The organism is Pseudomonas sp. C1C7 (assembly GCF_013359595.1).
Lineage (GTDB): Bacteria > Pseudomonadota > Gammaproteobacteria > Pseudomonadales > Pseudomonadaceae > Aquipseudomonas.
On sequence record NZ_JABFMP010000013.1, the window covers coordinates 68,314 to 82,862 of the forward strand.

Below are 14,549 nucleotides of genomic sequence, written 5' to 3' on the forward strand. Positions count from 1 at the left end.
TTACCGGAACGTCGGCTGGGCGTACGCTGCTGACGCGATACCAAGTGTGCGGAGGCCAACAAGCACAACTACTAACATTATGAGGCCTGCGCCAATAGCTACACCGAACCCTGCTCGTGCGCCATAAGCGTCGATGATTAGACCCGAAAGTACTCCACCGAGAGCTACACCGATGCTAATACCTGTTGTCATCCACGTTAATCCTTCGGTGATTCTGGATGGTGGAACGATAATCGTACCTAAATTCATGACAATAACCATCGTTGGTGCGAATGACATGCCCGCAACAAAAAGCATCCCCGCCAAAAAGTAGACGTCCGGTGAGAGAATAGGCAATACGGCTGTTGATGCCGTTATCAGTATTCCAATAAAAAACTGCTTTTCAATTGACAGGGAAAACCTCAATGCACCGAACGTCAGGCCAGCGATCATTGAGCCAAGAGCATAAGCTGCCAGGATAAAGCTTGCAGACGTTGGCCAACCTTGTGCGTTGGCAAAAGCGACAACAGCCACATCAATTGATCCGCCAATCACACCCATCGCTAGCAGAGCCAAAACGATGGTGCGAATACCGGGTATCAGTAAGGTCGAGCTTGCGTTCCTCCTGACGCCCACGACGACCTTCGGTTCTGTCTGCCGCTGCAGAAGAAAAGCCGTCACGCCGACAACCAGCAACAAGACGGCGACAAGAGGCCCGGCTTCGGCGAAAAAGCTGACGCTCAAACTAATAGCAAATGGTGGGCCAATGATAAAGGCAAGTTCAGTTAGAACCGTGTCCAGGGAGAAAGCCGTGTGTAACTGCGGCTTGCCACGGAAAAGCTGCGTCCAGCGTGCCCTTATCATGGCGGGCATGCTCGGCATCGTGCCCGCCAATGCCGCAAGAATAAACAGAAGTGTGGCCGGTGCTCTCATATAGACGGCAATGATCAGCGCCAACAACATACCAATGCTGAAGGCCGTCACAAAGGGCAGCACCCGACTCTGGCCCCGCTGATCAACGAGCTTCGACACTTGCGGGCCGATCAGCGCATTCGCCAAGGTAAAAGTACCGGCGACCGAGCCCGCCAGCCAATAAAGACCCGTCTGCTGCACCAGCATGGTGATGATGCCAATGCCGATCATTGCTTGTGGCAGACGGGCAATGGAACTCGCGATCACCAACCCCATGACGCCCGGGGTGGTGAGAAGTTCGCGGTAGGGATTTGCCATGATTTCTCCTTCCTACAATTTGACGCTGAGTGAGAAGCCCGCTGCATGCAACGCAAATTAATGGGGCGGTATATCGGCGCCTGTGTAGTTATTTTAACAAGTATGCAAGTTGGCAGTTACAAACCAACTAGCATGTAGATGAGCGAAACGCTCAATCATCACTTCTTACAAAAGCGCTAGATTCAATGCTTCAGCTAAATAATTGCGATTACTGACGTCCCCCATCATGGACACATGTCCGCCTGGAATCGCAACAGAACTGATCACCGATTCAGGCAAGAGCTCTCTCCACCCGCCTACCATATCAACCTCTGGCAGTGTGCTACGCTCACGATCAGCCGCGTAGAAATGATAAAAATTGATCGGCAATGGAGATGGCTTATAGGCGCCAGCAATGTGTGAGAAATGATAAATGGCTTGCCATTTGACAGTTTCTTGTGAGAGGTCTGCATTTGAATCATAGACTCCCAAATCCTGTGCTTTTTTAATCAGCTCAGCAAACTCATCCCCCTCATTTAACACATCTAACTTATGACGCTCCGTCTCGGAAGCCACCGCATTAGCATGCTCAATAAAATACTGCTTAATATCCTGGTTTTTATAAAGCAACTTATGCGGCGCAGGCACATCAATAAATCCTAAAAATTCCACGCTGGCCTCTTTGCACACAAGCCCCTGGGCGATGGCATAAGCGAGAATCCCGCCAGAGGAATACCCCACAATGCGATAAGGCCCTTCAGGCTGGACCGCCTGGATGAGCGGTATCATTCTTTCGGCCATATCCTCCATCGAGTGAGGCAAAGGATCGCCAATGGCCGACCACGGCAATATATGGATTGGGCAGCTCACGCGGATTTGTTGGGCCAGAGAAATAGCATACGAATAATCAGCCAATCCCGAGGGTACGAAAAAAACTGGGGGCTCAGTCCCGCCAGCGCGCACCGTCATCACCCCGATCTGCGGTTTGAACACAGGAGATTGTGCGATCCGAGTGGTAAGGCTGGCCAATCGAGGGTGTTCAAAAATGTCGGTCAGCGAACACTCCAGACCATAACCCTTGATTTTTTGCATCAGTTGGACAGCCATGAGCGAATGGCCGCCGAGGGCGAAGAAGTTGTCATGGCGACCGACCCGCTCAACCCCGAGCAACCCTGACCAAAGCGCTGCCAGGATCGTCTCGATCTCACCTTGCGGCGCCTCATACGCTGCATGGACAAAGGCCTCGCCTTCAGGAACAGGTAATGCCCGCCGATCAAGCTTGCCATTAGGGGTCAGCGGCAAGCGTTCAATCAGCACAAAGGCAGACGGCACCATGTAGTCGGGTAGATGCTCACTCAAGTAATCACGCAGTCGTCCTGAAAGTGGTAGACCCGCCTCTGAGTCGGCATTTCCCGAGACCTCTGACTGAGTCACTATATAGGCGACCAGTCGCTTGTCCGGCTCAACGCCTTGCACCTCAACAACCGCCTCGTGGATGCAGGGATGCTCGGTTAATCTGGCTGCAATTTCACCCGGTTCAATCCGCAAGCCGCGGATCTTGACCTGGTCGTCATTGCGCCCAAGGAACACCAGGTTTCCATTCGGCAGATAACGGGCCAGATCCCCTGTTTTATACATACGCGCGTCAGGCTTGCCGGCATATGGATCGAGCAAGAAGCGCTCATCCGTCAGTTTGGCGAGGTTCAGATAACCACGTGCAACACTCATCCCCCCGATATAGATCTCACCCACCGCACCCAGCGGAACGGGCTCGCCATGCATGTCCAGAAGGTAAATGCGTGTGTTTGAAATCGGACGGCCAATCGGAACTGGATCAACGTCATCGGATAAACAGCGATGGACTGCCGCCCAGACAGTCGCTTCGGTCGGACCATATTCATTGAACAACTCAACGCTGGTAAACACTGAAGTCACTTCCTGGACCAGCTTCGCAGGACATGTTTCACCCGCCACGATCACCTGACGCAGTTGCCCATATCCAAGCTGGGCGACTTGCGGCAAAACCAATCTTGCGAGAGACGGCACAAGCAATACTGAGGTGACTTTATTTTCAATCAAAAGGCGGCTGATGATCAGTGGATCTACGGCGGCTTTGCTGCCGGGTAAGCACAAGGCTCCACCGGTGGTTAGCGTTCCGAAGATGCCTGCCACGGAACTATCAAACGCCATCGATGACAGCAGTAAAAATACAGCGTCGGAACCTGGCTTGTAGACCGTGGTTCTTGCCAGTGTCGATGCGACTAATCCGCGGTGTTCGATCATGACGCCCTTGGGCTGTCCGGTTGAACCCGAGGTATAGATCAGATAAGCGAGGTTCCGGGGTGTCAGGCCGGGAACCTGGAAATTGGCATCAGTCTTCGGCAAGATTTCATTGGGATCAAGCACGGTATGTGGCTGCAACGCCTCGCCCAACACCTGTCGCCCGACCGTATCGGCCAGCACCAGGACTGGAGAGGTATCGGCAAGAATGTAAGCCAGTCGATCTCCCGGATAGGCCGGATCAAACGGCACATAGGCGCCACCCGCCTTCAGGATCGCCATAAGACCAACAACCATGGCCGCCGAGCGCTCGACACAGATCGCCACCCGCTGATCTGGCTTAACGCCGTGCTCGACCAGCCGATGTGCCAGTCGATTGGCCCTAGCATTGAGTTCACCGTAACTGAGCGCCTCGCCCTCAAATATCAGTGCCATTGCCTCTGGAGTGCGTGCCACCTGCGCCTCGAACAAATGATGAATGCACAAATGATCAGGACTGGATGCATCCGTTGCGTTCCACGTCCTGAGCAGCAAGGTACGTTCAGACGCAGGTAGAATGTTCAGCTGTCGAACCGGGCGCTGCGGCGAGCGCTCCAGGGTCTGCGCCAGACTATCCAACGCCTGTTCCATGTAGCCACACACACGATCGGAATCAAATGGCGTGACCACTTGGGTCGTCAACCCCAGTGAGTGACTGAAATCTTCCACAGACAATGTGAACGGATAATTGGTCCGCTCTTGTTCACTCAAGAACGCAACGCCCGGCATTTGCCCCATGGTCTGGACAATGTTGTCCGCACCCGTCAGATCATTGTGCCGATAGTTGAGCAACGCGCTGAACAGCGGCGTGCCTGGAGCAACCCCACTACACCTTTGTGCCAGTGCCAACGAGGCATGTTCGTGGGCAAGCAACTCGGCCAGCCGGGAATGTGCCCGCTGGACACTTTGAGCGGTATCAATTCCGCCTGAGTCAAACCGGATCGGCAGCGTGTTGATGAACATGCCCATGGCTCGATCTGCCCCATGGCCCGCGTGCATGCGCCCAAACAGCACCGTCCCAAACACGACCTTTTCCTGGCCGCTGGTGCGTGCAAGTACCTGGGCAAATGCAACGTGACACAGACTGGCGAGATTCACATTCAATCGCCGCGCTTGCGCCCGCAACCGATCATTGAGTTCGGTCGAAACCATGCGGTGGGTCTGGCCCACCTGCGCGCCGTCCAGATGCACTGCTGCCAATCCGAATGGCAACGTCGGCTCTTCTATGTCAGCCAGCATCGATCTGAAGAACCGCTCATGCTCCTCAACACTCTTGCCCAACCGCACCTGACCAATCAGGTTGCGGAACGACTGAGGCGACGGCAGTTTCTCACCGCGATCAGCGAGGAAAGCCTGCACTTCGTTGTAAAAAAACTGCAAGGAAGAAGCATCGTCAATCAAGTGATGCTGCAGCTGCATCAGAATGAAGCGACCTGCCAAAGGATCATGGGCAACGACAAAGCGCAGCATCGGCGCCTGGGTCAGATCAATTCGGTGCCGACATGAATCAAAGCGCTGGGAAAGCTGTTCGGTAACGGGGCCGTCTGCCGGATCGAGAACAACATCAGTGACGGAGAGTGGAGCCTGTCGCCAGACAACTTGCGCGGCGCGAGACAACCCTTCCCAGACAAAAGCGGTACGCAAAATGTCGTGGCGGTCTACTACCTTTTGAACGGCGCCGATATACCGCTCCAATGTTCCACGATCAGTGAAGGCCATCTGCGCCACCAGCAAATAGGGGTCACCTTCCTTTGCCAGCATGTGGTGGAAGAGGATGCCGTCCTGCATGGGTGAGAGCGCATAAATATCCTGGATATTGGCTGTCCCCCCAGGTACCTGTGAAACGATCAGGTCGATGTCCGATTGATTGAGATCTATTAACGGCAGTAGGTCTGGCGTGATTCTGCACGTCTCGGGCTTGATCAGATTGGGCAGCACCACCACCTCGTGGTTTTGGCCAAGCGTGATGGCCAGTACCGACAACACCGGCGTTTGAAACAGATCACGCACTGCAAGGCTCAAGCCCTGGCGGCGCAAACGCTCGATCAACCGTACCGCCAACAGTGAATGGCCGCCGAGGGCGAAGAAGTTGTCATGGCGACCGACTTGTTCGACGAAAAGCAGCTCTGACCAGATCCCGGCAAGGGTGACCTCGATCTCGCCCAACGGCGCCTCGTAGGCCGCATGGGCAAAGGCCTCGCCCTCAGGAACCGGTAACGCCCGCCGATCTAGCTTGCCATTACCCGTCAGCGGTAAGCTTTCCATCCGAACAAAGGCAGACGGCACCATGTAGTAGGGTAAACGGCTGCTCAGGTAATCACACAGCGCTGCCGCCAGCGCCAAACCAGCCTCAGAATCTACCTGCGTGCACTGCACCTCAGACTGCGCGACCACGTAAGCAACCAGGCGCTTATTGGCATCCTCGCCTTGCGCCACCACCACCGCCTCGCGGATGGAAGGATGCTCGGCCAATCGGGCCGCAATTTCACCCAGTTCAATCCGGAAGCCGCGGATCTTCACCTGGTCGTCATTGCGCCCCAGAAACGCCAGATTGCCGTTCGGTAGGTAACGGGCCAGATCCCCCGTTTTGTACATCCGCGCTTCAGGTTTACCAGCGAAGGGATCGTGCAGGAAACGCTCGGCCGTCAGTTCGGGGCGGTTCAGATAGCCACGCGCAACACCGGCGCCGCCGATGTACATTTCACCCACGGCCCCCATTGGAACAGGCTGACCATGTGCGTCGAGAAGATAGAGATTCAAATCGGGCAGACGCCGACCGATCACACTGTCGTCCTGTCGCGCATCGGTTGAAGTCAGGGGGTAATAGGAGACATGGACCGTGGTTTCGGTGATTCCGTACATGTTCACCAGTTGCGGGGCAAATTCTCCACGCATGCCATACCAGTAGCGCAGGGTCGATGGTTGCAACGCTTCGCCGCCAAAGATGACATAGCGCAGCCGATCCGATGACGGTTGTACATACTCCATCAAGGCTGTGAATGCGCTTGGGGTCTGGTTCAGGACGGTGACACCCTGCTCACAAATCAACTGATAGAACGCCTGCGGAGAACGGGTAATGGCGTGCGGGATCAACACCAGCGTGCCGCCATAACGAAGGGCTCCCCACAGTTCCCAGACCGAGAAATCGAAGGCAAAAGAGTGGAACAGGCACCAAACGTCACGAGCCTCAAAACCAAAGTCTGCGTGTGTCGTGTCGAATAGACGTGCGACCTGAGCATGTTCGATCATCACCCCTTTAGGCTGTCCGGTTGAACCCGAGGTGTATATGATGTAAGCGAGATTATTGGGGGTAAGACCTGGAACTTCAGGATTGGCGTCCGCCCCGATCAACGTTTCAGCGTGAGCTTCATTGGGATCGATTACGGTGCGAGTCAGCAAAGCGTCCCCGAGCGCTTGACGACCGGCTGCATCAGCCAGCACCAAAACCGGAGCCGTATCGCCAAGAATGAACGCCAGTCGCTCCCCCGAGTACTCCGGATCGAGCGGCACATAGGCGCCGCCCGCCTTCAGGATCGCCATCAGGCCAACAACCAATGCCGCAGAGCGCTCGACACAGATCGCCACGCGCTGGTCAGGCCTGATACCCAAAGCAATCAGCCGATGCGCCAGCCGATTGGCTCTGACGTTGAGTTCGCCATAGCTGAGCACCTCGCCCTCAAAGACCAGTGCTACTGCCTCAGGATTGCGTGCAACCTGCTCCTCGAATAGCTGATGCATACACAAATGCGATGGGCAGGTTTCAACTACCGAGTTCCGCGTTTTGAGCAACAAGGTGCGCTCAGATGCATCAAGCAGGTCTATTTTGGCGACCATCTGGCTGGCATCTCGGATCATCTCGGCAAGGACAGTATTCAGATAACCCACGTGGCGCTCGATCGTGGCTGCGTCAAACAATGCCGTCGCATAGCCAACCCTCCCCACGATTCGATCGCCCGCCTCGGCCAGGTTCAGCTCCAGATCGAACCGGGTAACCTCATAGGAAGAACCCACCGGGCTGACCTCAATGCCGGGTAACGCCCATTGGCCTGCATCGTAGTTTTGCCAGGCAAATACCACTTGAAACACTGGAGTATGGCTCAATTGTCTTGGCGGCTGCATTATCTCCACCACCTGCTCAAACGGCAGATCCTGATGATCCTGGGCCTTGAGTGCCTGGTCGCGTACTTGAGCAATGAGGTCGGTAACGCTTGGGTTGTCGCCAAAATCAATCCGCAGCGCCAGTGTATTGACGAAGAAGCCGATCAGCGGCTCAATATCACAATGGCCCCGGTTGGCACTTGGCGCGCCAATCACAATATCTTCCTGCCCCGACAGGCGTGACAGTACTGCCGCCCAGGCCGACAACACAGTCATGAACAGCGTCACTCCCTGCTGTTGGCTGAAACGCTTGAGGGCCGTTGTCAGCTCTGCACTGAGTTCGATCGGCACAGAGGCGCCCTCAAGGGCTTGTTGCTCAGGCCGACGCCGGTCTGTGGGCAGATCGAGCAGCGTTGGCGCGTCAGCCAGCGCTTGCTTCCAGTAAGCCGCCTGCTCACTCAAGCGCTCCCCCGACAGCCATTGCCGCTGCCAGGCGGCATAGTCCGGATATTGGATCGCCAGCGGCGGCAACGGACTGACCTGATGATTGCTGAACGCCGTGTACAACGCACTAAGTTCAGGCAAAAGTATACCGAGCGACCAGCCATCCGAGACAATGTGGTGTTGTGTGAGTAGCAATACATGCTCATCTGCGGATGAGGCGACAGGCACCCGGATCAGGCAAGCCCGAATCAGCGGACCTTTAGCGAGATCAAAGGGCGCACGAGTCTCTTCAGTGCAAAGCCTTGCAAGATCGGATACTGCCTCAGGTCCAAGGAGATCAATCCGGTGCAATGGCAAACCCTGATCGCAGGCCAGCAGACGCAATGCGACCTCCCCCTCTTTGGTGACAAAGACCGAGCGCAATACCTCATGGCGCGACCAAAGTGCATCAAGGGCCTGCTGCAAAACCGTCACATTCAACTGACCGCGCAATCTCAGGGCCAAGGGGATGTGGTAGGCGTCGCTGATTCCACTGTCGAGTTGGGCCAGAAACCACAGTCGCTGCTGAGCAAAAGACAGCGGCAAAGACTCATCGCGAGAGAGGGGCCGGATCGATGCACGCGCCACAGCGCCGCCGTCGCGCTGGGCTTCAATCGCTAAAGCCACAGCCTTGAGCGTTGGAGAGGCAAACAAGGTTGCGAGCGGCAATTCAGCCCCAAAGGCTGCTATGCGACTGACCAGCCGCACAGCCATGAGCGAATGGCCGCCGAGGGCGAAGAAGTTGTCATGGCGACCGATTTGTTCAGCACCGAGCAGCTCCGACCACATCCCGGCAAGGATGAGCTCTATCTCGCCCTGCGGTGCCTCGTAGGCCTCATGGGCATAAGCGCTCTCCTGCGGAACCGGCAAAGCCTTGAGATCAAGTTTACCATTGGTCGTCAGGGGGAATCTTTCCATCCGCACAAAGGCAGACGGCACCATGTAGTCGGGTAGACGTTCACTCAAGTAATCTCGCAGTGTTCCCGCCATCGCCAAGCCAAATTCAGAAGCTATCGATGCGTTCTGAACCTCGGACGGAGCCAACACATAAGCAACCAGGCGCTTGCCGGTCTCCTCGCCCTGCGCCACGACCACCGCCTCGCGGATGGAAGGGTGCTCGGCTAATTTAGCCGCAATCTCACCCAGCTCGATCCGGAAACCGCGGATCTTTACCTGGTCGTCATTGCGACCCAAAAACGCCAGATTGCCGTTCGGAAGGTAACGGGCCAAGTCTCCCGACCTGTACATCCGCGCGTTAGCCTTCCCCGCAAAAGGGTCGTGCAGGAAACGCTCTGCCGTCAGCTCGGGCCGGTTCAGATACCCGCGCGCAACACCGGCGCCGCCGACGTACATTTCACCCACTTCCCCCATAGGAACAGGCTGGCCATGCGCGTCCAGAAGATAGAGTTTCAGATCCGGCAGACATTGACCGATCACGCTGTCGGTTTGTTGCGCATCGGATGAAGTCAGCGGGTACCAGGTGACATGGACAGTGGTTTCCGTGATCCCATACATGTTAACCAGTTGCGGGACAGATTCTTCACGGTCGCCATACCAGTCTCGCAGGGTCGACGGCTGCAGCGATTCACCACCAAAAATGACATAACGCAGCCGGTCTGATGACGGTTGTACGTATTCCATCAAGGCGGTGAAGGCGCTCGGGGTCTGGTTCAGGACGGTGACGCCCTGCTCACAAATCAGCTGGTAGAACGCTTGTGGAGAACGGGTAATGGCATGCGGGACCAACACCAGCGTGCCACCATAACGCAGGGCTCCCCAAAGTTCCCAAACCGAGAAGTCGAAGGCAAAAGAGTGGAACAGGCACCAAACGTCGCGGGACTCAAAACCAAAGAATGGATGCGTCGTGTCGAACAGACGCACCACCTGAGCATGCTCGACCATGACCCCTTTAGGCTGTCCGGTTGAGCCCGAGGTATAAATAATATAGGCGAGGTTGCTCGGGGTAAGCCCAATGACTTCAGGATTCGCGTCCGCTTCAGCATGGACATCACGGGGATCAAGGACGGTATGAGCCTGCAAAGCGGCCCCCAGCGCTTGGCGCCCTGCCGCGTCAGCCAGCACCAGGAGCGGAGCCGTATCTGCAAGAATAAACACCAGCCGTTCCCCCGAATATTCCGGATCGAGCGGTACATAGGCACCGCCCGCCTTCAGGATTGCCATCAGGCCAACTACCATCGCCGCAGACCGCTCGACACAGATCGCCACGCGCTGGTCAGGCTTGACACCCAAAGCAATCAGCCGATGCGCAAGCCGATTCGCCCTAGCGTTGAGTTCACCATAGCTGAGCGCCTCCCCCTCAAAGACCAGTGCCGTTGCGCCAGGGTTGCGCGCAACCTGCGCCTCAAACAAATGGTTAATGCACAGATTTTCCGGATATATAGATCTAATCTGGTCTTGCACCTTTACCTCCTGGAAGTGAAAACTCCCCTTCTATCCGAATGATTGCACTTAAAGATCGGACTTGTGCAATATCTATGAAACATTGCCTATTGAACCACACCCTATACGTCACCACGGCTTCCCAACTGGCAAAACAACGAATAAGGCAAGATCCTACCTATCTATCGGAAAGTTCCGACAAAAAATAAAATATGTTTTGTCAACGCACACGAACACTAACGTCTTAAGAGACTCACAGGCATTCACTTATTATGCACTTATCGAAATCATGATAAAGCACGGCGACTTACTATTAACGATTTGCCGTATCTTTTAGATAGAATATTGAACACCAACACCACTTCAAAAAAATGTTGCTAGACTAAGGATAATTACCATCCTCTTAATGTTCTGAGCATATTGTATTATTGGTCGCTTTATTTCTTGAAACAACAACAGAATCAAAGAGAACTTTAAAATTTAAAAATGCTAAAACATTAAAATACTACTCAGCAACCTAAACCCCGAAGGAATTTTAGAATAACGCGACTTGCTTCATTCAACACCAACAAAGAAAACTTACTCCCCATTCTAAAATCAGGAGTCAACCGGCGAGCCTCAAATAAAAACATATTCTTATGTTATGAAATACCCCTTAATGCCTGGCCCATCGCGCCCAGCCTTTAACAGAACTTTTTACCCGAAAAGCTATCCCCTGCCAGACACCCCTCCAAAAAAACAAAAACCCGCACAAGGCGGGTTTTGTTTGTAGCGAACACAGCAATCAGTCAGCCAAGCGCCAGGTCGTGCCGCCCTTGCCGTCTTCCAGCACCACGCCCATGGCGGTGAGCTGGTCGCGGATGCGGTCGGATTCGGCCCAGTCCTTGCCGGCACGTGCCGCCAGGCGCGCAGCGATCAGCGCTTCGACTTCGGCTGCATCCACGCGCCCTTCGGCACCGGCTTGCAGGAAGTCTTCGGCTTCGAGCTGCAACACACCCAGCACGCCAGCCAGTTCCTTCAGGCGCGCCGCCAGACCGGCCGCCGCGTCGAGATCGCTCTCGCGCAGACGGTTGATCTCACGCACCATCTCGAACAGCACCGCACAGGCTTCCGGCGTGCCGAAGTCGTCGTTCATCACCGTGGTGAAGCGCTCGACGAAGGCTTCGCCGCCAGCCGGGGCGACTTTCGGCAGGCCTTTCAACGCGTGGTAGAAACGCTCCAGGGCGCCCTTGGCGTCCTTGAGGTTGTCTTCCGAGTAGTTGATGGCGCTGCGGTAGTGGCTCGACACCAGCAGGTAACGCACGACTTCCGGGTGGTACTTGTCGAGCACGTCGCGGATGGTGAAGAAGTTGTTCAAGGACTTGGACATCTTCTCGCCGTTGATCCGGATCATGCCGCAATGCATCCACGCGTTGGCGTAGGTCTTGCCGGTGGCCGCTTCGCTCTGGGCGATTTCGTTCTCGTGGTGCGGGAACTCAAGGTCGCTGCCGCCGCCATGAATGTCGAACGTCTCGCCCAGGCAGCAAGTCGACATCACCGAGCACTCGATGTGCCAGCCCGGACGCCCGGCGCCCCATGGCGATGCCCAGCTCGGCTCGCCCGGCTTGGCGGCTTTCCACAACACGAAGTCCAGCGGGTCCTGTTTGGACTCGTCGACTTCGATGCGGGCGCCGATGCGCAGGTCTTCGATCTTCTTGCGCGACAGCTTGCCGTAGCCCATGAACTTGCCGACGCGGTAGTACACGTCGCCGTTGCCCGGCGCGTAGGCGTAACCCTTGTCGATCAGGGTCTGGATCATCGCGTGCATGCCAGGGATGTGGTCCGTGGCGCGCGGCTCCATGTCCGGCTTCTTGATGTTCAGGCGCGCTTCGTCTTCGTGCATCGCCGCGATCATGCGCTCGGTCAGGGCTTCGAACGACTCGCCGTTCTCGTTGGCCCGATTGATGATCTTGTCGTCAATGTCGGTGATGTTGCGCACATAAGTCAGGTCGTAGCCGCTGAAACGCAGCCAGCGGGTCACCAGGTCGAAGGCGACCATGCTGCGGCCGTGGCCCAGGTGGCAGTAGTCGTACACGGTCATGCCGCACACGTACATGCGCACCTTGTTGCCATCCAGAGGCTTGAAGACTTCTTTGCTCTTGGTGAGCGTGTTGTAGATCGTAAGCACGTTATTTCCTTGACGCTGAATCACTGGCCCCACGAATCACGCAGGGTCACGGTACGGTTGAATACCGGAGCGCCCGGTTTCGAGTCCTTGATATCCGCGACGAAGTAGCCTTCGCGCTCGAACTGGAAACGGTCTTCCGGCTGTGCGTTGCCGAGCGACGGTTCGGCACGACAACCGGTGAGTACCTGCAGCGAATCAGGGTTGATGTTGTCCAGGAAGCTGGCGCCGTCTTCGGCCTTCTCCGGGTTGGCGGAGCGGAACAGACGGTCGTACAGGCGTACTTCGCACTCGACGCTGCCGGCGGCCGGCACCCAGTGCACCACGCCCTTGACCTTGCGGCCTTCAGGGTTCTTGCCCAGGGTGTCCGGATCGTAGGAGCAACGCAGCTCGACGATGTTGCCGTCGGCGTCCTTGATCGCTTCGTCGGCACGGATCACGTAGCTGCCGCGCAGACGCACTTCGCCAGCCGGTTCCAGGCGCTTGTAGCCTTTTGGCGGCTCTTCCATGAAGTCGTCGCGGTCGATGTAGATCTCGCGGGCGAACGGCAGGACGCGCACGCCCATGTCTTCTTTCGGGTGGCATGGCAGTTCGAGGTTCTCGACCTGGCCTTCCGGGTAGTTGGTGATCACGACTTTCAGCGGACGCAGCACGCACATGGCGCGAGGGGCGCTCTGGTCGAGGTCGTCGCGGATGCTGAATTCGAGCATGCCGAAGTCGACCACGCCGTCGGAACGGTTGGTGCCGATCATTTCGCAGAAGTTGCGGATCGATTTCGGCGTGTAGCCACGGCGACGGAAGCCCGACAGCGTGGACATGCGCGGATCGTCCCAGCCGTTGACGTGCTTCTCATCGACCAGCTGCTTGAGCTTGCGCTTGCTGGTGATGGTGTAGTTGAGGTTCAGGCGGCTGAACTCGTACTGGCGCGGGTGCGCCGGCACCGGCAGGTTGTCCAGGAACCAGTCGTACAGCGGACGGTGGCCTTCGAACTCCAGGGTGCAGATCGAGTGGGTGATGCCTTCGATGGCGTCCGACTGACCGTGGGTGAAGTCGTAGTTGGGGTAGATGCACCACTTGTCACCGGTCTGGTGATGGTGAGCGTGACGGATGCGATACAGGATCGGGTCGCGCATGTTCATGTTCGGCGAGGTCATGTCGATCTTGGCGCGCAGCACGCGGGCGCCGTCCGGGAACTCACCGGCGCGCATGCGGGCGAACCAGTCCAGGTTCTCTTCGACGCTGCGGTCGCGGAACGGGCTGTTCTTGCCAGGCTCGGTCAGGCTGCCACGGTATTCCTTGGCCTGCTCGGGGGTCAGGTCGTCGACATAGGCCTTGCCGGCCTTGATCAGCTCGACCGCCCAGTCGTGCAACTGGTCGAAGTATTGCGAGGCGTAGCGCACTTCGCCGGACCACTCGAAGCCCAGCCACTTGACGTCGCTTTCGATCGCGTCGATGTATTCCTGGTCTTCCTTGGCCGGGTTGGTGTCGTCGAAACGCAGGTGCGTGACGCCGCCAAACTCCTGGGCCAGGCCGAAGTTCACGCAGATCGACTTGGCGTGACCGATGTGCAGGTAGCCGTTGGGCTCAGGCGGGAAACGGGTGACGATCTGGGTGTGCTTACCCGAGTCCAGGTCCGCCTGGATGATCGGCCGCAGGAAGTTGACCGGCACGGCAGGGCCGGTCTTGGCATTCGAGGTAGGGTCGACAGTGGGCTTGCTCATAGAATCCTTGGCGAGGTGCGTGGCCTGGGTCGAGGCCGGACAAAACAAAGCCGCTATCATAGCCGATGCCGTCAAGCACCTGACAGAGCGTGCTTGGCAAACGGTCGCATTTAATCGGCGACAAACGAAAAAACAGCCTCGAAATTCACGCCTGTCACGCTAAACTGCGCACCTTG

4 protein-coding genes are annotated in these 14,549 nt (G+C 56.6%); all 4 read right to left on the reverse strand.

The features are described 5' to 3' along the window. Complete coding sequence (locus HNO86_RS13255) at window positions 1–1,209, reverse strand: MFS transporter (RefSeq protein WP_175377399.1); 1,209 nt, start codon at window positions 1,207–1,209, stop codon at window positions 1–3. A 165-nt stretch (window positions 1,210–1,374) separates the two neighbouring features. Then, the gene (locus HNO86_RS13260; RefSeq protein WP_175377400.1) at window positions 1,375–10,509 is read right to left on the reverse strand and encodes a non-ribosomal peptide synthetase; all 9,135 of its coding nucleotides are present in this window, start codon (window positions 10,507–10,509) and stop codon (window positions 1,375–1,377) included. A 763-nt stretch (window positions 10,510–11,272) separates the two neighbouring features. After that, window positions 11,273–12,655: a cysteine--tRNA ligase gene (gene cysS / locus HNO86_RS13265; RefSeq protein WP_175377401.1), complete on the reverse strand. Its 1,383-nt coding sequence runs from the start codon at window positions 12,653–12,655 to the stop codon at window positions 11,273–11,275. A gap of 20 nt (window positions 12,656–12,675) precedes the next feature. Further along, the gene (locus HNO86_RS13270) at window positions 12,676–14,373 is read right to left on the reverse strand and encodes a glutamine--tRNA ligase/YqeY domain fusion protein (RefSeq protein ID WP_175377402.1); all 1,698 of its coding nucleotides are present in this window, start codon (window positions 14,371–14,373) and stop codon (window positions 12,676–12,678) included. Window positions 14,374–14,549 lie beyond the last annotated feature (176 nt).